The 21,186-nt window shown below is 69.6% G+C and carries 23 protein-coding genes; 11 read left to right on the plus strand and 12 right to left on the minus strand.

Translation table 11 applies throughout. The annotated features are described in order from the left end of the window. The first annotated feature begins 29 nt into the window (after positions 1–29). Positions 30–1,244, plus strand: coding sequence for an alpha/beta hydrolase family protein (locus ACZ55A_RS22985; RefSeq protein ID WP_468842980.1), 1,215 nt, complete (start codon positions 30–32; stop codon positions 1,242–1,244). Between the two features lie 77 nt (positions 1,245–1,321). On the opposite strand, the gene ACZ55A_RS22990 is transcribed toward ACZ55A_RS22985, so the two are convergent. Continuing rightward, positions 1,322–1,999: an AIM24 family protein gene (locus tag ACZ55A_RS22990; protein ID WP_468842982.1), complete on the minus strand. Its 678-nt coding sequence runs from the start codon at positions 1,997–1,999 to the stop codon at positions 1,322–1,324. 359 nt (positions 2,000–2,358) lie between these two features. On the opposite strand from ACZ55A_RS22990, the gene ACZ55A_RS22995 reads away from it, so the two are divergent. The 3 genes from ACZ55A_RS22995 (at position 2,359) to ACZ55A_RS23005 (ending at position 4,153) form a co-directional block, all read left to right on the plus strand. Next, complete coding sequence (locus ACZ55A_RS22995; protein ID WP_468842985.1) at positions 2,359–2,598, plus strand: chaplin; 240 nt, start codon at positions 2,359–2,361, stop codon at positions 2,596–2,598. Between the two features lie 403 nt (positions 2,599–3,001). After that, the gene (locus tag ACZ55A_RS23000; protein WP_468842988.1) at positions 3,002–3,544 is read left to right on the plus strand and encodes a DoxX family protein; all 543 of its coding nucleotides are present in this window, start codon (positions 3,002–3,004) and stop codon (positions 3,542–3,544) included. 99 nt (positions 3,545–3,643) lie between these two features. Beyond that, positions 3,644–4,153: a DinB family protein gene (locus tag ACZ55A_RS23005; RefSeq protein WP_468842990.1), complete on the plus strand. Its 510-nt coding sequence runs from the start codon at positions 3,644–3,646 to the stop codon at positions 4,151–4,153. An 80-nt stretch (positions 4,154–4,233) separates the two neighbouring features. Here the strand turns inward: ACZ55A_RS23005 and rho are convergent, their stop codons facing one another. Then, entirely contained in the window at positions 4,234–5,445 is a 1,212-nt protein-coding gene (rho, locus tag ACZ55A_RS23010; RefSeq protein WP_468842993.1) for a transcription termination factor Rho, read from the minus strand. A gap of 430 nt (positions 5,446–5,875) precedes the next feature. Between rho and ACZ55A_RS23015 the strand changes: the two genes are divergently transcribed. Further along, positions 5,876–6,625: a class I SAM-dependent methyltransferase gene (locus tag ACZ55A_RS23015; protein WP_468842996.1), complete on the plus strand. Its 750-nt coding sequence runs from the start codon at positions 5,876–5,878 to the stop codon at positions 6,623–6,625. Between the two features lie 136 nt (positions 6,626–6,761). Here ACZ55A_RS23015 and ACZ55A_RS23020 read toward each other — a convergent pair whose 3' ends face one another. Together ACZ55A_RS23020 and ACZ55A_RS23025 are read right to left on the minus strand one after the other, a co-directional pair. After that, a complete protein-coding gene (locus tag ACZ55A_RS23020) occupies positions 6,762–7,235 on the minus strand; it encodes an SRPBCC family protein (RefSeq protein WP_468842999.1) in 474 nt (157 codons plus the stop codon). After that, the gene (locus ACZ55A_RS23025) at positions 7,232–8,074 is read right to left on the minus strand and encodes an alpha/beta fold hydrolase (RefSeq protein ID WP_468843002.1); all 843 of its coding nucleotides are present in this window, start codon (positions 8,072–8,074) and stop codon (positions 7,232–7,234) included. Before ACZ55A_RS23025 ends, ACZ55A_RS23020 begins: the two co-directional genes overlap by 4 nt. 63 nt (positions 8,075–8,137) lie before the next feature. On the opposite strand from ACZ55A_RS23025, the gene ACZ55A_RS23030 reads away from it, so the two are divergent. Together ACZ55A_RS23030 and ACZ55A_RS23035 are read left to right on the plus strand one after the other, a co-directional pair. Further along, on the plus strand, positions 8,138–8,791 hold the full coding sequence (locus ACZ55A_RS23030) for a TetR/AcrR family transcriptional regulator (RefSeq protein WP_468843005.1): 654 nt from the start codon (positions 8,138–8,140) through the stop codon (positions 8,789–8,791). A gap of 320 nt (positions 8,792–9,111) precedes the next feature. Beyond that, entirely contained in the window at positions 9,112–9,750 is a 639-nt protein-coding gene (locus tag ACZ55A_RS23035) for a hypothetical protein (protein ID WP_468843007.1), read from the plus strand. A gap of 322 nt (positions 9,751–10,072) precedes the next feature. On the opposite strand, the gene ACZ55A_RS23040 is transcribed toward ACZ55A_RS23035, so the two are convergent. Next, positions 10,073–10,315 carry a hypothetical protein gene (locus ACZ55A_RS23040; protein ID WP_468843010.1) on the minus strand — a complete coding sequence of 81 codons (243 nt, stop codon included), beginning with the start codon at positions 10,313–10,315 and terminating at the stop codon, positions 10,073–10,075. A 244-nt stretch (positions 10,316–10,559) separates the two neighbouring features. Here ACZ55A_RS23040 and ACZ55A_RS23045 point away from each other — a divergent pair, with 244 nt between their 5' ends. The 3 genes from ACZ55A_RS23045 to ACZ55A_RS23055 all read left to right on the plus strand — a co-directional run bounded on the left by ACZ55A_RS23045 (position 10,560) and on the right by ACZ55A_RS23055 (position 14,492). Further along, entirely contained in the window at positions 10,560–11,420 is an 861-nt protein-coding gene (locus ACZ55A_RS23045) for a helix-turn-helix domain-containing protein (protein WP_468843013.1), read from the plus strand. A gap of 165 nt (positions 11,421–11,585) precedes the next feature. Continuing rightward, positions 11,586–13,889 (plus strand): trehalose-6-phosphate synthase, encoded by a 2,304-nt coding sequence (locus tag ACZ55A_RS23050; protein ID WP_468843016.1) that lies wholly within the window; start codon positions 11,586–11,588, stop codon positions 13,887–13,889. Positions 13,890–13,988: 99 nt separating this feature from the next. Further along, positions 13,989–14,492, plus strand: coding sequence for a C40 family peptidase (locus ACZ55A_RS23055; protein ID WP_468843018.1), 504 nt, complete (start codon positions 13,989–13,991; stop codon positions 14,490–14,492). Between the two features lie 123 nt (positions 14,493–14,615). Here the strand turns inward: ACZ55A_RS23055 and ACZ55A_RS23060 are convergent, their stop codons facing one another. Beyond that, entirely contained in the window at positions 14,616–15,359 is a 744-nt protein-coding gene (locus ACZ55A_RS23060) for a L,D-transpeptidase family protein (RefSeq protein ID WP_468843020.1), read from the minus strand. 324 nt (positions 15,360–15,683) lie between these two features. On the opposite strand from ACZ55A_RS23060, the gene ACZ55A_RS23065 reads away from it, so the two are divergent. After that, on the plus strand, positions 15,684–16,193 hold the full coding sequence (locus tag ACZ55A_RS23065) for a mycothiol transferase (RefSeq protein WP_468843023.1): 510 nt from the start codon (positions 15,684–15,686) through the stop codon (positions 16,191–16,193). 5 nt (positions 16,194–16,198) lie between these two features. On the opposite strand, the gene ACZ55A_RS23070 is transcribed toward ACZ55A_RS23065, so the two are convergent. From ACZ55A_RS23070 to ACZ55A_RS23095, 6 genes are all read right to left on the minus strand, one after another. After that, complete coding sequence (locus ACZ55A_RS23070) at positions 16,199–16,702, minus strand: metallophosphoesterase family protein (RefSeq protein WP_468843025.1); 504 nt, start codon at positions 16,700–16,702, stop codon at positions 16,199–16,201. Positions 16,703–16,761: 59 nt separating this feature from the next. After that, on the minus strand, positions 16,762–17,562 hold the full coding sequence (locus ACZ55A_RS23075; RefSeq protein ID WP_468843028.1) for an SDR family oxidoreductase: 801 nt from the start codon (positions 17,560–17,562) through the stop codon (positions 16,762–16,764). Between the two features lie 14 nt (positions 17,563–17,576). Beyond that, a complete protein-coding gene (locus tag ACZ55A_RS23080; RefSeq protein WP_468843031.1) occupies positions 17,577–19,202 on the minus strand; it encodes an FAD-dependent monooxygenase in 1,626 nt (541 codons plus the stop codon). A gap of 169 nt (positions 19,203–19,371) precedes the next feature. Next, positions 19,372–20,031 carry a hypothetical protein gene (locus ACZ55A_RS23085; RefSeq protein WP_468843034.1) on the minus strand — a complete coding sequence of 220 codons (660 nt, stop codon included), beginning with the start codon at positions 20,029–20,031 and terminating at the stop codon, positions 19,372–19,374. Then, the gene (locus ACZ55A_RS23090; protein ID WP_468843037.1) at positions 20,031–20,573 is read right to left on the minus strand and encodes an RNA polymerase sigma factor; all 543 of its coding nucleotides are present in this window, start codon (positions 20,571–20,573) and stop codon (positions 20,031–20,033) included. Before ACZ55A_RS23090 ends, ACZ55A_RS23085 begins: the two co-directional genes overlap by 1 nt. Further along, a complete protein-coding gene (locus tag ACZ55A_RS23095; RefSeq protein WP_468843039.1) occupies positions 20,570–20,854 on the minus strand; it encodes a hypothetical protein in 285 nt (94 codons plus the stop codon). Before ACZ55A_RS23095 ends, ACZ55A_RS23090 begins: the two co-directional genes overlap by 4 nt. Positions 20,855–21,186: the final 332 nt, after the last annotated feature.

Raw genomic sequence — 21,186 nt, forward strand, 5'->3', positions numbered from 1 at the left:
CGCCCTTCCGGCGCCTGCCTGGAGTCGCCATGACGTACCGGTTTTCCGAGAACGAGCAGTTCAACTACGAGATCCTGCTCGCCCTGGGCTCCGCGTGGCGGCAGGGTGCGGAGGTGGGCGAGGTGCTGGCCACCGCGTCCGCCGTGGCGGACGGGGACCCCGAGACATGGCTGTCGGCCTGGTCCGCCCTCGCCCGTACGGTCCGCGAGCAGGCCGAGAAGTGCGCCGCCCGAGGACGCACGGCGAGCGCCCGGGACGGGTTCCTACGGGCCGCCGGGTACTCCGGCACGGCATTGGTGGCGGTCGACGCGGCCCCCGACCCTGAGGCACGCCTGCGTGAGCTCTTCACAGAGCACCGCGACTGCTTCGACCGTTTCGCGGCCCTTTGGGACCCGCCCGCCGAGCGGGTCGCCATCCCGTACGAGGACATCTCGCTGCCCGGCTACCTCATCGGCCCGCCGGGCCACCAGGAGGCCCTGCCGACGGTGATCGTCAACAACGGCAGTGACGGCCCGGTCTCCTGCGCCTGGACGCTCCTCGGCGCCCCGGCGGTGGCCCGCGGCTACCGTGTCCTGCTCTTCGACGGGCCCGGGCAGCAGTCCATGCTCTTCGAGCACGGCGTCACCTTCCGGCCCGACTGGGAGCGGGTCATCACCCCGGTCGTGGACTTCCTGGCCGGTCGCGCGGATGTCGACGCCCGGCGCATCGTGCTGGCCGGCATCAGCCAGGCCGGCTACTGGGTGCCGCGTGCGCTCGCCTTCGAGCACCGGATCGCCGCCGCCGTCGCCGATCCCGGCGTCGTCGACGTCGCGCAGAGCTGGTGGCCCCAACTCGGCCCGGAGATGCGCGCCCTGTGGGACTCAGGCGACCGCGAGACCTTCGACCGCATCCTGAACGAGGCCCTGGAACAGGACCCTGCGCTGGCCGCCATGTGGCGCTGGCGGGCCAAACCGTACGGCGTCACATCGCCCTTCGATCTGCTCACCGAGGTCGCCAAGTACACCGTGGAGCCGGTGGCGCACCAGATCACCACCCCCCTGCTGATCACGGACCCCGAGGGCGAACAATTCTGGCCCGGCGCCTCACGCCGCCTGTACGACGCCCTTCCGGGCCCGAAGGAACTCGTCCGCTTCACCGAGGCCGAAGGCGCCCATCTGCACTGCGAGCCGATCGGCCGCGCCGTCTTCGAACAGCGGGTCTTCGACTGGCTGGACGCGCGTCTGGACTCCGGGGCGGCCCGCTGAGGCCGTACGGGACGGCGCAGGGCGAGAGCACCAGGGGATGCCGAGAGGGACGGCGCTGCCTCGCCCGCACCTGCCGGTCAGTTGCCGGCCGCCTTCTCCGGACGCAGCTCACTCGGCCGTACGATCACGAATCCCTCGCCGTCGAGCCGGAGTTGGACGGCCTCCCCGGAGCCGCCGCGCAGCATCGAGCCGACGCTCTGCGAACGGTGCAGCGTGGTCTGGAGGCTGCTGCTCCAGCCGACCACGGCGTCGGTGTCGACGTGGACCGGGGACTGCGGGGACACGGGTATGACGATGGGGTTGCCCTCACACACGATGCCCAGCTTCCCCTGGCCGCTGAACACGGAGTTGAAGAGCCCCCCGGCGGCCATGCCCGCGCCCTTGACGACCTTGATCTCGTAGGAGAGGGAGGGGTCGAAGCACAGCACATTGCGGCCGTTGACGGAGATGCCGTCACCGGGGGCGAGGTCGATGATGAAGCAGTTGGCCGCTTCGTGCGCGAACCACACCTCGCCGCGTCCGCGCACGGCCATCAGCGCCAGCCCCTCTCCGGTGACCGCTCGCTTGAGGAACTTGCCGACGCCCTGCCCCTGCTTCTCGAACTGCAACTCCCCGCGGTAGGCGACCATCGCACCCTGCCGGGCGTAACACTCGCCGTCCACCGCGTACTTGATCGACTTGGCGTTCTGCTGCGTCATACCGGGGGCGGCGGCCGGAACGGCCATGTTCTCGGAGGCGAAAAGTTCACTGTTCATGACAGGCATCGTAGGCGCGACGCCTGCCCGACCGGCCCCGGCCACCGCTCCCGAGACCGCCTGACGAGCACCGCGCCCCGCCCTCCACCCTGCGATGCGCAAGCCCGTGACGACCGGTCCGCACCGGCGCCCCACGGTCCACCGGCCCTCAGCGACAACCCGATTCGTACAGCCGATCGTCAACTCGGGCTGCCATATCACCTAGAAGTCTGATCTTCGGGCCCTGTCGCCATGGAGCGGAGCCGGCGGGGAAGCAACACCCCCGTACACACAGGCGGCTCACAGCCGTGGTGCATGGCGCTCCCCGCGGAGCAGCGATCGCCATGAGCCGCTTCCTTCACCAGTGAGGAGACCGACTGATGGCTCACCGGATCAAGAGTGCCCTCGTGACCGCCGGCGCCTGCGCCGTCGTCTTCGGTGGGGCCGGTCTGGCCACCGCCGACAGCGGTGCACAGGGCGCGTCGCTCAACTCGGGCGGGATCGTGGGCGGCAACACCATCCAGATCCCCGTCCACATTCCGATCAGCGCCTGTAGCAACACCATCAGCGTCATCGGACTGCTCAACCCCGCCTTCGGCGGCTACTGCCCCAACGGCTGACCCCCGCCCGCACGCCGCTTTCCGGGGTGAGCAGCCTGCCCCTCCGCCGCGTGCCGAGCCCTCAAGCGGACTCTCGGTTTCCCTTCCCGAGGGTCCGCTTTCGGGTGCCGCTGCCACGCGGACGGGACGGATGTTTCACCGGTAAAGCTTCCCTGCCCACGGCACATGGCGGGACGAGTCCCCGCCGCCCCCTAGGCAAGCGCGTCCTCACGTAGCACGATCGACTTAAGGCGTACAAACGACTGTAGGTCGCACAAGCCCCTCGACTCGACGCAGCGGGTCGCGGCACGCTCCCGCTGCGTAACGACCGCACAACACGAGCTTTTCTCCACCACGAGCGCACCGGCGCCGGTGGTCCGACACCGCAGCCAGACGACGCGCCGGTGCGGGAAGCGACACCGTTATGAAACTCCTCGCTGAGCGGCGGCCGGACGCTGATACCCGGCCGCATGAGCTCCGTCCTCCCGCGCTCGGCGCCGATCTCGGCCTGCTCCTCCTCCGTCTGTCGGTAGGGCTGATCATGGCCGGTCATGGCGCCCAGAAACTCTTCGGACTCTTCGGCGGCCAAGGGCTCGCCGAGACGGGCAAGGGTTTCGAAACCCTCGGCTACCGTCCCGGCGAGTTCCACGCCGCCCTGGCCGGAGTCTCGGAGCTCCTCGGCGGTCTCGGCCTCGCGGTCGGACTGCTCACGCCCCTGGCGGCGGCCGCAGTGATCGGCGTGATGATCAATGCCATGGCTCTCGCCGCCCCCCACGGGCTCTGGGCACAGAACCAGGGCCTCGAATACCCCCTCTGCATCGCCGCGGTCGCTCTCGCGGTCGCCGCGATCGGCCCCGGCCGCTTCGCTCTCGACCGGCCCTTCCGCTGGCGGGACGGCGGACTGGGCTGCGCGGCCCTCGCCCTGGGGTTGGGAGGTCTCGGCGCCGCGATCGTTCTGCTGGTGTGACCTGTCCCGCGGCTGCTACCAGGGCGCCACCCACGCGCGGCAGCGTACGGCCCCAAATTCCCGTGCGAAGCGATGGTCGCTGAGCTAGCGTCGGCGCCCATGACTCCTCCTCGTATTCGCCCGCCGTTCGACGCCGACGAGCGGACCCAGCTTGTCGGTTGGCTCGATATGCAGCGCGCGATCATTCAGTGGAAGTGCGAAGGACTGTCGGACGCGGACGCGCACCGTTCCGTGCTGCCGGCCTCGCCCGCCATGACGATGGCGGGCATCGTCTCCCATATGCGGTGGGTCGAACACTGCTGGTTCGAGGCCCTGTTCCTCGGCCGGCCTGCCGTGGGCCCGCAGTTCGAGGGCCCTGAGGATGCCGAGATGATGGTCGACGACATCCCGCTCGACCAGCTCCTCGAGGAGTACAAGCAGCAGTGTGCGGTGTCGAACGAGATCATCGCGGCCCATTCGCTGGATGAGACCGGAAAGCACCCGGACTTCCGTTCCGCTGCCGCGTCCCTGCGGTGGATGCTGCTCCATATGATCGAGGAGACGGCCCGGCACGCCGGCCATATGGACAGCATCCGGGAATTTCTCGACGGCGAAAAGGGCTACTACTGACCCGGCCGGACGGGCAGTTCACGGCGGGTTCCCACCCATAGGGCCGAGCGTAGGACCGAGGCGCGCACGGGTGGGGCGGCTTATTCCCCCGGGACGGTCCCCTGCACCTGTCGCAGGAACGTCGCGTTGTCAGGCGTATGCCGGACCTTCTCCAGCAGCGCTGCCAGGTTCGCCGTGTCGTCCCCGGTCCGGAGGGCGCGCCGGAGCCGGCCGATCGCTGTCAACTCGGGCCGGGAGAGCAGCAGTTCCTCGCGACGGGTGCCGGAAGCCGTGATATCCACCGCCGGGAAGAGCCGTTTGCCCGCGAGCGCACGGTCCAGGCGAAGTTCCATGTTCCCGGTGCTCTTCAATTCCTCGAAGAAGTAGTCGTCGGCCCGGGAACCGGTCTCCACCAGCGCCGTGGCAAGGATGGTCAGCGATCCGCCCTCCTCCGTCCGACGCGCGGCGCCGAAGAACCGCTTGGGCCCGTACAACGCCGCGGCATCAACGCCTCCGCTGAGTGTCCGGCCACGGCCGCCCGAGGCGGAGGCGTTGTTGTGCGCTCGGCACAGCCGCGTCAGCGAGTCGAGGAGGATGACGACGTCCTGCCCGTGCTCGACGAGCCTTTTCGCGCGTTCCACGGCCAGTTCCGCGAGTGCAATGTGTTCGTTCGCCGGCCGGTCGAAGGTAGAGGCGAGCACTTCGCCCCGTACGCAACGGAGCATATCGGTGACTTCCTCCGGCCGTTCATCGATCAGGACCACCATCAGCCGGCATTCGGGGTGGTTATCGGCGACGGCGGCCGCGAGTTGTTGCAACAGAACCGTCTTCCCCGTCTTGGGCGGAGCGACGATCAGCCCCCGCTGCCCTTTGCCGACCGGGGCGATCAGGTCGACGATCCGCGACGTCAGCCCACCGGCCGTACTTTCGAGGCGGATTCGGTGGTGAGGATGCAGCGGCGTGAGGTCACGGAAGTGGGGTCGCCCGTGCAATGCCTCGGGCGGAAACCCGTTGACCGACTCGACGTGGGTGAGCGCCGCCGGACGCCCGCCGCACACCCCCACGACGAAATCACCTTTACGCAGCCCCATTTGACGTATCAGCGGCCCGGGCACGCGGACCTCCGAGGGCGAGGCGAGGCCGGCTTCCGCACGAGGAGCCCTGGGAACCGTAGAAGCCGTAGCGCCCGTACGCGCCGTACGAAGAATGCCGAATTCGCGCCGTTCACTTGGGAAATCCAGGGTGCCGGTCACCGGCACGGAGGCTGCTGTGGCGGTGTTCGAGGCAGCCGGGCGGTCATCGATGAGGGTCATGGGCGGTGTCCTAGGAGAGAGACGAAGGAGGGAAAGGAGAAAGGAGGGAGGGAAGGAAACCGGCAGAGGGGGCAGGGACGTCACGCCCCGAAGCGCGCCCCAGAGGCGGGCGAGAAGACCCGCGGCCGGAGGGAGAGGGCCGTGGTGCCGCATCGCTGGAAGGTGACTGCCGAGCAGTCGGTTGAGGATCGCCGGTCAAGGAAAGACGGGCGCATCAGCGATACGAGGAACGTGAACTACACATGGCACGAAGGTGCGTGTAGCGGGACAGGAACAAGGCACCGAAGCCGAGATATGGCGAACACGAGTGCGCTCCCCTCGCACTGTAGCACGCGGCGAGGCGATCGATGAGAGCGGTCGATGAGATACGGGAGAGGTCACGCGGTACGCGTGGGAACCCCCGTTGTGGATCGGCCGTATGCTGAGGCCGATGTTCACACCCCAGGGACCCACTTTCCGTGAACTCGCCGTCCAGGCGCTGTCCTCCGTCGAGCACGGCTATGACCTGCTCGCCCCGAAGTTCGACCACACCCCGTTCCGGACGCCGGAGTGGATGCTGACTCCCGTCGCGCGAGCGCTGCGGAGGCTCGGACCGTTCGACAGCGGGCTCGACCTGTGCTGCGGTACGGGCGCAGGCATGGACGTACTGCGGCAGGTGTGCCGAGAGCGGGTCACCGGTGTCGATATGAGCGCGGGGATGCTCGCTGTGGCGCGTGCCCGCGCCATGGACGGTGCCCGTGAGCGGACCACCGCCGCCGCGCCGCGCGAGGAGTGGGTGCGGGCGGATGCGCGTGCCCTGCCGTTCGGGCCGGCCTTCGACCTCGCGGTGAGTTTCGGCGCCTTCGGGCACTTCCTGCCCCGGGAACGACCGGGGTTGTTCGCACAGGTCCACTCCGTACTGCGGCCAGGCGGACGGTTTGTGTTCCCGGTCCCGGCGCCGCCCTCACCGGGCTCGGTTGCGTACTGGACGCTGCTGGGCTTCGACGCGGCCATGCGGGTCCGCAATGCGCTGTGGCGCCCGCCCTTCGTCATGTACTACCGCGGGTTCCGTCTCACCGATGTCCGCGCGGAGTTGGCACGGACCGGGTTCGCGGTGCAGCTGTGCGCGCTTCCGGAACTCGGCCGGCGTCCGGACGGCAGCCCTCGATGCCGGCTGGTGGTGGCCACCCGGCAGCCGTGAGGCAGCAGCGGATCCGGGGCATCGGCGGCGCGCATACCCGGCCACACACACCACGGATCCCCCGGCCCCCGACCACTCCACCCCACCCCACTCCGAACCTGCCGCTCCTTCCGCCTCCGACGCCCCCGACGACGGCTCACCGGCCCCCGCACACGGCCGACAACCGTCGCAGCGTCACCCGCATGCCGGCGCGGTTCCGCGCGGCGCGCTGATCTGCCGGAGTGCCGGTGAAGACCAGCCCCAGCATCTCGGCGACCCAGCGGCGCCAGCCGCGGCGGCGGTGGTCGATCCAGTACTCGGTGACCCGTGTCCCCCGGTCCGTCGGTTCCAGCCGGTAGCCCCAACGCGCCACAGGCAGCCCGAACGTGGTGACATCGAAGGCGAATTCACGGCCGGGATCGGCGGTGACGATCCGGCAGACGGTGAACCAGACCCATAGGGCCCGACGGTTGAAGCCCACGAAGCGGTCGCCGCGGGACCACACCCAGAAGACCTCGGGGCTCCACTCCTTCATCCTCCGGATGTCCGCGAGGGCCGTATAGAGGGTTTCTGCTGGGAGGGGGATCTCCAGGGATTCCTCGACGCTCCACTGCCGTTCGCTCGCGCTCACTGCTCTCCCTCCGGCATCGAAGCCCGAGATCTCGCCACGCCGCGGGCGGGGACGCCAGGCATCGCCCCGCCAGACACCGGCTCCGCGGCAGTGGCAATGGCTGTGGTGGCGTTCGTACGGGGCGCGGCGACGACCGCCGCGGCGTCCATGACATGCCGGGCGACGGCCGTCGGATCGGCGAGGACGCTGATGTGCCCGCAGCCGGGCCGGACGATCAGACGGCCGTCGCGACAAGCCTGGAGGAACCGGCGTTCGTCGCGGCGGAGCTGGTCGCGCTCACCGTTCACCAGCCATACGGGGCCCGGATACGCCGAAAGCGATGTCAGCGGGTCCAGTGTGCCCACGGCGTCGATGATGCTCGGCATGATCTCGGAGTTCAGGCCACCCGCGGTCATGGCGCGGGCCGAAGGGCCGGGAAGCGCACGACGGAACCCGAACGCGCTGAGGCGGTCGGCCTGTTCCGGGTACCGGCGCGCCAGTTGTGCGGCCCTCCGGTAGACGCCACCGAGCACTCCGCGCGGTACGGCCGTACAGCCCATCGCCACCAGCCCGAGAACGCGGTCCGGGTGGGCGCCGGCCGTGGCCATGGCGACGTAGCCGCCCAGGGACAGCCCGACGAGCAGCGCCTGACCGCCGAGTTCATCGATGGCGTCGACGACGGCCGCCACGGCGCCGGGCATGGTGAACGGCTCGCCGCGCCGCACCCCATGGCCCGGCAGGTCAGGCGCCGCCGCGGGATGGCGCGTTCCGATGGTTCGGATCACGGGTTGCCACATCGTGCCACTGACGCGCATGCCGTGCACGAACAGGAGGGGCAGCCCGGCTTCGTTGGACTCCATGCTCGACACGCTACCGCGAAATGCAACGCAACGTTGCGTTGTTTCCGATGCTAATCTCCCCCCATGAGCGAGGACGAGGAACGGCAGGACGAGGGACGGCGCGACGAGGAGCATCGGCAGGGCCAGGGCCATCGGCAGGGCGGGGCGCGGCGGAGCGGCAGCGGGCCGCGAAAGACTCAGGAGATCTTCGACGCCACGCTGGAACTGCTCGCGGCCAAGGGCTACGAGGGCCTGACCGTCGAAGGGGTCGCCCAGCGTTCCGGCGTCAACAAGACCACGATCTATCGGTGGTGGCCGTCCAAAGGGGCGCTCCTGGGCGCCGCACTCACGGGGGCGCGCCAGCTCGACCTCCAGCCGCCCGACACCGGGAGCCTCCAGGGTGACTTGGAGGCCCTGCTTCAGACCGTGGTAACCCTGCTCACCGCCCCACCGGCCTCCGACATCGCGGTCGCCACCCTCGGCGCGGTCACCCATAGCCCCGAACTCGCCGAGCATGTACGGGACTTCTTCGCCGATCGGATCGCGCGCGAGCAGCCGCTCTTCGATCGCGCCGTCGAACGCGGCGAACTCCCGGCGGACAGCGACCCCCTGCTTCTGGTGGACCTACTGGCCGGGGCCGCCTGGCTCCGCGTCGTACTCCGGCAGCTCCCCGTCGAGGAGGATTTCGTTGCGCGCGCCGTGCGCACCGTCCTCAACGGAGCATCCACGACCGGTTGAGCAACGCCAGACCTCCCCTCCCGGCCAGCCTCCCCCCATCAGCCACAACCTGACGCCATGCCGCCGACGACCCCTTAAAGGGACCGTTTCACCATCAACTACAACTTTACCGATTCTTGGTGTAGTTGAACTAGATTTCACTCCAGTCTCGAACGCAACAGCGACACATACAGCAACAACCCACACTCAGCACTTCGTTGGGAACAGCCGCTGCCCGTACGTCGCGCGAACGAGCGACGGACGAACTGGATGAAAGGCATAGAGGCAACAGCAAGATGGCACTGAGCAACAGCAGAATGATCCGGCGTGGAAGCCGGTTGATGGCGTTGTCCACGGCATCGTTGGGCCTGGTCGCAGCGATGGCCGTACCGGCTGCCGCGGATGACGACGGTCCCACTCGGCAGCAGCTGATAGCGGACTGCGCATCCGGCGAGGGGAAGTGCAGCTTCAACGAGCCGAAGCTCGGCAAGGCCTTCCTGGGAGATTTCCGCCAGGTCTCCAACTCCCTCTACAATTGCAGTACTTCGGACGCCACGCAGTCGATGGGCTGGTCGGACACCGTGGGCTCGACGGACTCCGCGGGCGTCTCGGTCACCGCCGGCGGCAAGATCGCCGGTCTGATCGACCTGAGTGTGACCGCGACGTACAGCCACACATGGTCGAGCTCGCACACCGAGAACAGCTCCCTGAACATGACGGTGAAGCCCGGCGAGGTGGGCTGGATCTCCCGTGCGCAGGTCATGCAGACCGTCTCGGGCACCTGGCAGACGCATTACGACAGCCCGAAGTGGGGGCACTACTACTGGTTCGTACCGGACAAGGTCACCGGTCCTGCGCCCAACGGTACGGACGGCCAGAGCAATGCGGTGACGGTCAAGACCCGCAAGATGACGCGTGCGGAGAAGGCTTCCTGCTCCTCCGGCACCAAGAAGGGCCACGCCTTCGTGGTGAAGCGCTGAACACGAGGGTACGAACGGCCGACGGCCTCCGACGGAGGCGGCCGGTCGAGGGCCACGGCTCACGGAATCCCGCTTGAGGGGTACGTCTCAAGGGATTCAGCTTGAGGGATATGCCTCAAGGGATGCGGCTTGAGCGATGAGCTCAGGCCGGACACATCAGTGCCACCCTCAGTGCCTCCCGCCCCATCCGGGACCGGGAGGCACACCCGTTTCTCGGCCGCGCGGGACGCCGGGTGTCTGTCCGGTCACCACCACTCGCCTCTGGTTCCTCCATCCGTTCGGGTGCCTGTGATTGTCGTGCCGGAATCGTGCAGTACGCCGCTCAGGAATGCGCCGGTGAGGTCGGCGTCGCCGAGGTCCGTCTTCTTGACGTTCCGAGGCGGCCTTGGAGGTGTTCGGGACCGGTGTTGTCCAGCAGTTCGACGGCCTTGGTACAGCGCTCGGTGATCTGCCCCTGCTCGGCCACAAGGTTCTGAGCCTGGGCAGCGGCGACTTGGTCGCGGGTGGCGTTGAGGGACAAGCCCGTGAACACCAGCGCTCCGATCGCGGTAAACGCGGTGATCATGTTCGCTATGGCTTGCATGTCCGTACGTCCGGTCGCGGGCCTCGTCCGGCGTTGCGGGACGGCGCGGCGACGTATCCGGAGTGGCGGGGTCACTCGATGAGGTTGCCGCAACTCCCCTACCACGAAACCATGATGGCCCGGTGGAGAGCACTCCGGCCCGGCCGAAAACACCAGGGATCATGTCGCCCCGCACAACTGCCGCACCTGCAGCGCCCGCGGCCCGTCGATCTTGTACGTTCCTGCCATGACAGCAAGCCCGGACCGACCCCGTACGACGATCAGCGCCTGGAAGCCGTCGGTACCGGGCATCTCCGAGGTCTTCCACGCGCACTTCACCGAGCACGCCTATCCCGCCCACACCCACGACACCTGGGATCTGATGATCCTCGACGACGGGCTGGTCGACTTCGCGCTCGACCGTCATCGTCATGGGGCGACCGGCAGCGGAACGGTCATCCTGCTGCCTCCCGGTGTCTCCCATGACGGCCGAACGGTCACGGCAACGGGCTTCCGCAAGCGCGTGCTCTACCTGGACATGACCGTGCTGCCCGAGCGCTTGACCGGCAGCGCGGTGGACCGTCCGCTCCTCGACGATGCGCTGCTGCGCCAACGGATCCACCAACTGCATACGTCCCTCGGCCAACCGGGCGATGCGTTCGAGGCCGAGTCCCGGCTCACCTTCATCCGCGAACGGCTGCACTTCCATCTCGACGCGCTTCGCCCCCGCACACCGGGCCGCGAGGCGAACCGCCTGGCCACCGGGCTACGGGAGCTGCTGGACTCCCGGATACCGACCGGCCTCTCCCTGAGCGAGGCCGCCGCCGTCCTCCACGCCCACCCCACCCACCTGGTCCGCTGCTTCAAGCAGACCTACGGGCTGCCACCGCACACCTACCTGACCGGCAAGCGCATCGAGCGGGCCCGCGGGCTCCTGCTCGACGGCCGGCGACCGGCCGAGGTCGCGGCAGCCGTCGGCTTCCATGACCAGGCACATCTGAACCGGCACTTCACCCGCCACATCGGCACCACCCCGGCCCGCTACGCCGCCGCATGGCGCGGCCAGCACTTCCGTGGTGCGTTCAGTGTGCGCGATGGCCGCCGCTGAGTCTTGTACTCCTCCAGCATCAGAGGGCGAACAGTCCTGACTGTGCTGCCGGGGGCTCTGATTCTGGCCGAGCGGGGTGTGACAGCGAGCTGAAAGGCCGTCATTTCCGGCCATGTGCCTTGGTTATCGGCGCTATGTACAGGGTGTTCTCCCTACAGTCCCGGCATGACGCATGGGCATGGCGGGGCCGGCGGACCACTGCTCCGCATATCGCGGGTGTCGGACGAGCAGGTCGCGCCGGAGCTGTCGGTCCCGGGTGACGGTGTCCGGGTGCTGGTCACCGACCTGGACGGCACGCTGCTCGGCGGGGACCGCACGGACCGGTGGCGGCTGCGGCAGATGCTCGACCGGCATCCGGAAGTGACCGTGGTGTTCGCGACCGGCCGCTCTCTGCCGTCCGTCGAGCAGATTCTGCACAGCGATCCGCTCGTACCGCAGCCCCGGTGGATCATCGCGGATGTCGGCGCGAGCGTGATCGACGGGGTGGACGGGAGCCGCGTCGACATCCTCCAGAACCAGCTGCGTCGTGGCTGGCCGGGGCAGCGGCGGGTACGTGCGGTGTTGGCGCGGTTTCCCGAACTCGTCCATCAGGACGGGGTGGTCCAGGACGGCCGGTGCTCGTTCTTCCTGCGCCCCGAGCAGCTGAGGGACGAGCTCACCGATGCGGTAAGGGAGTTGGGTTGCGGTTGGGCGTACTCGGCGGGCCGCTACTTCGACGTACTGCCGGAGCAGGCCGACAAGGGCCATGCCCTCGCCCTGCTGGCCCGTAAGCTCCAGTGGCCCATGGAGTCGGTGCTCGTGGCCGGGGACTCGCTCAATGATCTGTCGCTGTTTCAGCTCGGGGCGCACGGCGTGATCATGAGTAACGCGGAGCCCGCCCTCCGGGACAAGCTCGCCGGTGAGGGCGGTATCCATCGCGGAGTCCGTCCGGGAGCGGCGGGCATTCTGTCGGCCCTGGAGGAGTTGGGCTGGGTGGAACGTGCTCGCCCGGTCGTCGTGGGCTACCACCGTCCTCCGGTGCGGTGGGCCGACGGGCAGTGGCACCAGCCCCTGAGTCCGAACGGCGTACTGCCCACCCTGCGGGGTCTGTTCGGCCCTGAGGGTCCGGATGCCGTATGGGCCACGGCGTTGGTCGAGGAGGGCGGCGGGCCGCACACCGACAGGGGCGTGCCCTACGACGACAGGGGCGTGCCCCACGCCGGCAGCGGCGGCGTTCCGTACGCTGACGGTGGCGTCCCTTTCGCCGGTGGCGAGAGCGCATACGTCAGCGGTGAAGAGCCTCCGCTCCCCCGCCGCGGGCGGCCGCGGCCGGCCGGGCTCCCGTTGGCGTTTCTGCCCGTGGCCTCCGCCCACTGGGCCGCGTACTTCCACCGTGCGTGCAAAGAGACGCTGTGGCCCGCCCTGATGTCCCAGCCCGGCCGGATACGGTTCAGCGCGTCGGCCTGGAGCCACTACGAGAGCTTCAACGCGCGCTTCGCCGAGCACATCAGCGTGCATGCGGCCCGGGGCGCCACGGTCTGGCTGCACGACTACAACCTCTGGCTCGTGCCCGGCTTCCTGCGCGTCGCGCGGCCGGATCTGCCGCTGGGGTTGTTCCATCACACACCGTTCCCGCCGCCGGATGTCTTCGCCCAGCTCCCCACCGCGGGGCAGCTGCGGGACTCCCTCACCTGTCTGGACTGGGCCGGCTTCCACACCGCCGTATTCGCCGGTCACTTCCGGCAGGTGCTCGCGGGCGCCCCTCGGATGCCGCGTACGGGCGTGCACCCTCTGGGTATCGACCGGCAAGCGGTTGAGGATCTGGCCCGCGCGCGCCTCAGGGCCAGGGGACCGCGGGACGGACGTGGCACATCGCGGCCGGCACTGGTCCTGTCGGTGGAGCGACTCGATTACGCCAAGGCTCCGGTGCAGAAGGTGCGTGCCATCGGCGCTCTGCTGGCCGAACATCCGGAGCTACGCGGGGAGTTGGTGTTCCGGCTCGTCTGCCCGCCGCCCGAGCCGGGGATCCGCGTCCACGACACCACCCGGGCGGTCCTCGAACGCGCCGTCGCGGAGGTCAACGGCCGCTGGCGCACCGACGGCTGGGAGCCCGTCGAATACCTTCCCCGGGCCCTGCCCTTCGAAGAGGTCGTCGACCACTACCTCGCCGCTGAGGTGTTCTGGGTGACGTCCCTACAGGACGGCATGAACCTCACCGCCAAAGAGTTCATCGCCAGCCACACCGCCACCGGGCGGTCCGGGGTGCTCGTCCTCTCGCGCCACACCGGAGCGGCCTCCCAACTCGGTGCCGCGGCGCTGCTCACCGAACCGGGCTGCGCCCAGGACCTCGTGGACACCTTGTACCGCGCACTGAGCATGACGCCTGCTCAGCGGGCGGCGCACCTCGCGCGCCTCGCCGCGCTCCTCGACGACCGGACGCCCGCCCAGTGGGCCCAGCAGATCGTTGCCGCCATCCGGCGACCACCATGAGGACCGACCGTCACCGCCACCGCCGGGAAAGGGGTGCGGGCGGGCGGACAGCGGGTATCACCCGGGGGAATCCGCATTTTGCGCTCCCGGGAGCTGCTCATGAAGCACACCCATCCCCTGCCCGGCGACATCGGACTCACACAAATCTCTGGCATCACCGGTCGGTTGATCCGCTTCGGGCAGTGGATCAACGGCGACGGTTTCGCCGACTACGAACACGCCTTCCTGGTCCTGCCCGACGACCAGCTGCTGGAGGCCGAGCCCGGAGGGGCCCGCATCCGCCCTCTCGCCGACTACGACGGGGCCCAAGTGCTCTACGTCTGCCCGGAAGGCCTCACCGAGCAGCAACGCGCCGGCATCTGCGCAGCGGCCGACCGCTATGTCGGGGTGCCGTACAGCTTCCTCGACTACCTGGCGATCGCCACGCACCGGTTCCACCTCCCCGTTCCGGGGCTGCGGCGCTATGTCGCCAGCACCCGGCACATGATCTGCTCCCAGCTCGTCGACCAGTGCTATCTCGACGCCGGTGTGCATCTGTTCGCCGACGGGCGCTGGCCTGGCTATGTGACCCCGATGGCGCTGTACCAACTGCTGGCTCACTGAGCCGGCCGGCAGGTTTGCGCACCATCGGTGCGCCCTGAGAGCGCTGCCGCGAGGGGCGCCGGAGGGCCGGGCACTCGGTGCCCTCATCTGGCCGGCGCCCCGTGGGCTCGCACCTCAGCGGGCTCAGGTGCCGGCCTTCCGGCCGTAGACGTAGACGTCGTCGCCGTTCTTCAGCAGCGACCAGTACTTCTTGGCGTCGTTGGTGCGCATGTTGACGCAGCCGTGCGAGCCGGGCGCGGACCAGACGCTGCCGCTGATGGAGTGGAAGGCCTGACCACCGTCGAAGAACTGGCTGTACGGCATGGCCACGTGGTAGAGGGTCGAGTAGTGGTGCAGATTGCGCCAGTAGATCTTCTTGGCGCCGGTGCGGGTCTCGTAACCGTCGCGGCCGGTGCGGACCGGCACCGGGCCGTACACCAGCCGCGAACCGTCCTGGACCCAGCTGAGCTGCCGGGTCAGATCGACGCAGGCGATCCGCCCCTTGTTGGTGGGGCACTTACCGGCCTTGTTGGGGTTGTGGCCGGCCGCCTGCTGCTGTGCGACGAGGCTCATCACGCCCCAGGTGACCGGGCCCGCGTAGCCGATGTTCGGGGTGATCCCGTGGCTGGTCTGGAAGGCACGGATCGCCCGGCAGTCGGACGCCGACTGCCGGCCGTCGACCGGCAGACCGAGGAACTTCTCGGCCTGCTTCTGGTACGGGCCGGTGGCCGCGGTGCAGGAGGACGCGGACGCAGTGGCGGCCTGGGCGGTGGAGCCGAAGGCCACCGTCAGCGGCACGGTCAGCGCCGTGACGGCGAGCGCCACGCCCACTCTGCGGCCCGCGCCGCCGGGCCGTCGCCCTATTCGCAGGTTCAGTCGTCTCTTCATGCCCGGTATGACTGTTTGCCCGAGTCGCCGGTTGCAGCCGTGACCGACCCGATATTTCTCGTACGTGTTATCCGGCCGTGCGGAGCTTTCCGGTCCGGGTCGGGGCAGCTCCAAATCAGGAGATTTTTGAACATATCGGCCATCTCGGTCCGCGGCCCTTCGGCCGGTTCCGGGGGCGGCGTGCCGTTGTCATGGGTCTCCGTGCTCCATCGGGCAGGGCCCGCCCAGTGCCGACGGAGCGGCTCCCACCATTCGCCGCCCCGGCTTGCGACCATGGGCGCCCCGTCGGGCCTGACGCCCTCCCGTCGCCGCTAAGGAGCCACCATGACCGCCAGCACGGACCTGCTCGTCGATGCCTTCGGACGCATCCGGGAGACCGTCGAGGAAGTGGTCGACGGGCTCAGTCCCGAAGAGCTCGGCACCCGCCCCGACGACGAGGCCAACTCCATCGGCTGGCTCGTCTGGCACCTCACCCGGATCCAGGACGACCATCTCGCCGGTGCGGCCGAGGCCGAGCAGATCTGGACCGCGGACGGCTGGTACGACCGGTTCGGGCTGCCGTTCGCGGCCGATGACACCGGATTCGGGCACTCCGGCAAGGAGGTCGCGGCCGTACAGGACCTGAGCGCCCAGCTGCTGGCGGACTACCACGAGGCCGTCCACGACAACACGGTGCAGTACCTCGCCGGCGTCGAGGACAAGGACCTCAAGCGCATCGTCGACCGTGCCTGGTCGCCACCGGTCACCCTGGGCGTCCGGCTCGTCAGCGTCATCGCCGACGGTCTTCAGCACGCCGGCCAGGCCGCCTACGTACGCGGTCTGCTCGGCCGCTGACGTCCTCAGCTACTGCGGGGCAGGCGGTGCAGATCCACCGTGGTCAGCCGGCCTGCCCGCAGCTCCGCCGTCATATAGGTGCAGTACGGCTGCCGCCGGCGGTCGGTCGGCGAACCGGGGTTGAGCAGGCGCAGCCGGTCGTCGGCCGTGGAGTCCCAGGGGATATGGCTGTGGCCGAACACCAGCACGTCCAGGTCGGGGAACCGCTCGGCGCACCGGCGCTCGCGGCCCTGCGCCGGGCCGGTCTCATGCACCACACCGAGCCGTACGCCTTCCAGTTCCGCGTACGCCACCTCCGGCAGCCGCGCCCGTAGCTCCGGACCGTCGTTGTTGCCGTACACCCCGATCAGCCGCTGGGCACGGGACTCCAGCAGGTCCAGGGTGGCGGCGTCGACCCAGTCGCCGGCGTGGATGACGACATCGGCGCGCGGCACTTCGCCGAGCAGCTGCGGCGGCAGCACCTTGGCGCGCTTGGGCAGGTGGGTGTCGGAGAGGAGCAGCAGGCGCACGAGGCGACGGTAGCCAGGCCGGCGCCCGTGGCCCAGGACCCGGGCCGGGTTTCCGCCGGTCACCTTTCCTGGGCGGTGGGCCGCACCGTGATCTCGTTGATCGCCACATGCGGCGGCTGAGTGACCATGAAGACGAGGGAGCGGGCGATGTCCTCGGCCCGCAGCCAGACGTCCGGCGGCAGCCCGTGTGCCGATGCGGCCCGGCTGGTGCCGAGCGTCATCTCCGTGGTCGTCATGCCCGGTTCGACCAGGCCGACCCGGACGCCGCGGCCGGTCACCTCCTGGCGCAACGCTTCGCTGAAGGAGCACACCGCGTGCTTGGTGGCCGAGTAGACACTGTTGTCCTTACGGGGCACCCGGCCGGCGACCGAGCTCACGGTGACCAGGTCGGCGACGCCACGGGGCCCCTCGCCCGCCGCGCGCAGCAGATGCGGCAGCGCGGCGTGCGACATCCGCAGCACCACCTTGACGTTGAGATCGATCATCCGGTCCCAGTCCGCCGGATCGCTGTGCTCGACGGAACCGCGGGCGCCGAACCCCGCGTTGTTCACAAGGATGTCCAGCCGCCCGAAGTGCTCCACGGCCTGGTCGACCGTGCGACGGGGCCGGTCGGCGTCGGTCAGATCGGCGGTCACCGCGAAGGCGGCGCCACCCCTCCCCTGCTCGTCGATCGCCGCCGTGAGCTCCGTCAGCCGTGCGGCGCGCCGGGCCACCACGGCGACCGAGCAGCCCTCCCGGGCCAGTGCGAGCGCGGTGGCCGCACCGATGCCGCTGGAGGCGCCGGTCACCAGCGCCACACAGCCCGTGAGCGGTTTACGGCCGTCGCCCTGGCCGGTGTTCTCGCGCTGTCCGGTGCCCATGGTGTGTGGTCGCCTTATGCGCGGAAGACCGAGGTGAGGTACGCAAGCAGCTCCGGACTGCTGGCCCCGGCGCAGCGCAGCCCCAGGTAGCCGTCGGGGCGGATGACGAACCCCTCACCGCCGCGTGCGCCGTAGGTCCGGCGGAATGCGTCCAGGCTGTCGCGTACGGCGGGCAGCGGCGGCAGGCCGTCGGTCCGGATGTCCGGGGCGAGGACCGCCCGGACGGTCAGCTGTCCGTGCGCCCTGTTCTGCGCGGCGGTCACCGCCTCGTCGTACTGGGCGAGTTGGGCCGTGTCGTCCACGTAGAGGAGCAGGGTGTGCTCCCGGCCCCGTAGGAGGTCGAAGAGGCGGGACGGGAAGGTGGTGAGGTCGTGGCGCAGACCGGCGCAGTCCGGCGCACGGTCGCCGGGGGCGGGCCCGTCGTGCGGCTGCCGGTCGGTGCCGACGATCGGGCTGCCCCGGTAGGCGACGAGGAGTTGGGCCTCGCGTCGGATCACCGTCGAAGCGTCGTCCGGATCGGCCTGGACGCCCTGGGTGGCGTGCCGGACGGTCCGCTGGACGACTTCCTCGCCCACGGGGTGGCGTTCCGCGTGGTAGCTGGTCAGCAGCTCCTCGCTCGCGAGGGAGCGGACCGCGAGGGCCACCTTCCATGCCAGGTTGTAGGCGTCCTGGATGCCGGTGTTCATGCCCTGGGCGCCTGTGGGCGGATGGATATGGGCGGCGTCGCCCGCGATGAACACCCGGCCCTCGCCGTAACGGTCGGCCAGGCGGTGGCTGATGCGGAAGACCGAGGACCAGCGGAGGGCGGTGGCGCGGGTGGGCTGCTGCGGCGAGAGGCGGTCGAGCACGGCCTGGATGTCTGCCAGGCCGGGGGCTTGACCGTCGTCGGCCGGTCCGTGCAACACGCCGTCGGTGCTGGGACGTTGGGAACGGGAGAGTTCCGGCGGGACGAGCATGGACATCCGGTAGCGGCGACGGCCGGGCAGCGGGATGCACACCAGCAGATCGTCGGTGCGGCCGTCGCTGTGGTGCAGGGCCCGTACGGCGTAGCCGGCCGGCAGGGCCCAGTCGACCTCGACATCGCCCAGCATGTACTCCTCGGGGAGCGCGGCGCCCTCGAAGCCGATGCCGAGGGTTTTGCGGACGATGCTGTGGGCGCCGTCGCAGCCGATGAGGTAGGCGGTGCGGATCCACTCCTGTTCGCCGGAGGGCAGCGCGATCCGGGCCCGGACCCCGTCGGCGTACTGCTCGAAGCCCAGCAGCTCGGTGCCGCGTTCGACGTGCCCTCCCCAGCGCAGCAGCAGCTCTTCGAGAATGCGCTCGGTCTCGTTCTGCGGAAGCGCGGCGAAGCGGTAGGGGATGTCGGGCGGCAGGGTCAGTTCTGTCCGGGCCTGCTGGGTGCCGTTGACGTAGAGCAGCTGTCCTTTGAGGGGGACGGCGGCTTCGAGGACTTCGCGCACCACGCCCATGTGGTCCCAGATCTCCAGCGTCCTGGGCTGGATGCCGACGGCCTTGGCGTACGGCTGCCGGGCGGTGAGCCGGTCGATGATGCGGCACCGAACGCCGCGCCGCCGTAGCTCAGAGGCGGCGGTCAGTCCGACCGGTCCCGCCCCGACGACCAGCACCTCCACGTCGGCCACGGCTGCCTCCCGGGCGGATACGTGCTCCTTTCCAATGCACCACAGCGGGGACCGGCTGTCCATTTCGCCCGAGGGCCGTGCCGGGCCGTCGCCACTTGGGTCCCCGGCGGACCGTCTCCGCGGCCGTCCGGCGGGCAGGGGCTGCCCGCCGGACGGTCGCAGGCTCTCGTCACTGGGTGGCGAGTTCGCGGGGCAGATGGTTCTGCTGGAGGAAGGTCAGCAGGCTCCGGTCCCAGGTGCGGGTGAAGCCCTGGGCCAGTTCGGAGGTTCCGCGGATCGGGACGGGGAGGTGCAGGTCGAGGGCGAAGCCCATCATGCGGGCGATCGTCCGCCACACCCGCGCGTCGGTGGTGCTGCCGACCGCGGCATGGTGCACGGCCAGCAGATGGGCGGCGAGTTCATCGCCGGCGCCGGCCGCGAAGCGCCACCAGTACAGCGCGCTGTCCCACTTGTCGAGGGTGTAGAGGAGGCAGGCGAAGGTGCGTGCGCCGGCCGCGTCATAGTCGGCGGCGAAGGCACCGAGGGTGTCGATGTCCTTGGAGCGGAGCACGATGTGGCACAGCCTCCGGGCCTCGGCGAGGACGACCGCGGGTGGGACCGCGGGGGTCACGATGGGGGTGGGGCGGCGGCGCAGGCGGCCGCGGGCGGCGCTGGGGCGTACGGGGGTGGGGCGTATGCCGCAGACGGTGCCGCGGGTGACCGGCTCCGGGGCCCGGCCGGCGCCTTCGGCGATGCGGATGGCCAGGCGCTGGGTGAAGGCCACCGGGTCGTGGTCGGCGAACTCCCGGTGGACGGCTTCGGCTTGGCGTCGTAGCAGGTCTTCGAGCATCACGCGTCCTCTCCGGCCCCGCAGGAACCGTTCGTCATGATCTCTTTGAGCCGTTGCAGTCCGAGGCTGGTGCTGACCTTGGCGGCGCCAGGGGTGGTGCCCAGCCGCTCGGCGATCTGGTCGTAAGAGAGACCCGCAAGGTGGCGCAGGCGTACGGAGTTGGCTTGCAGCGGCGCGGTGGACTCCAGTTCGTCCAGGGCGAGGTCGAGCGCTTCGCAACTGCGCAGCTCCTGGAGGTAGGCGGTGTCGGGCGGGTCGGCAAAGGGCTGCACCCGGCTGTTACGGATCTCGCGGCGGTAGAAGTCGGAAATCACGCCGTTGAGGATGGTGTAGGTCATGGCCTTGGGGTTGACGTGGGCGAGGATGCGCTCCCACTTGGCGTACATCCGGCAGCCGGCCTCCAAGGTGGCCTCCTCGGCGTCCCGGCGGTCGCGGAGGCGAGCTGCGGCGATGGCGAGGAGGGCCTTCTGTTCACGCTGGAAGAAGACCTCGAAGTCCAGCGGCAGATCGGTCGGGCTGGCCAGGGGGGAATGCTCGTTCACCGGCCCTCCTCGCAGCCATGGCCCGTCGTCGGCGGCAGTGGCGAGGACGGGATGACGGCGTCCGGGGACAGGCCGCGGCGCAGGCGGTCGTGGGTGGTCGTGCCGCGGTACGACGGCACGAGGGTGGTACGGGCGGTGATGGCGTGGCGGTGCTCGGCACGGGCCTGTGAGGCGGTGCGAACCACGCGCCGGACAAGGGCGTCGAGTCCTGTGGCGGTCAACCGGTAGACGCCGACCAGCGCCAGCGCGTACCAGGGCCATGAATGCCGCAAGTGCTCCACGAGCCCTCCCTTCTTGAGAGTTGCTGCCCCCCGCGTCGTTGCGGGTGGGCTGGAACGCGGGCGGCGTTCCTGCCCCTCTCACCGTTGAGAGGGGCCCTCAGGGTTAATCAGGCTTCGCACATAATCAGCAGAAAGTGATCGATCAATTGCACACTGTGCCCCGACCTGCGCTTTCCTCCGTCGAGCGTGATCAATGCCACATTGACGAGAGGTTTAACGACCGGTAACTCCCGTTCGATAACCGGGGGTTCGCATTCGCAATGGATGCGACGGGGTGTCAGCAGTGGCTGCCACCGGGCCCGGACGAACCGTTGCACCGCCCGGAGGGCTGT

This window comes from Streptomyces sp. NPDC034111 (genome assembly GCF_055575375.1).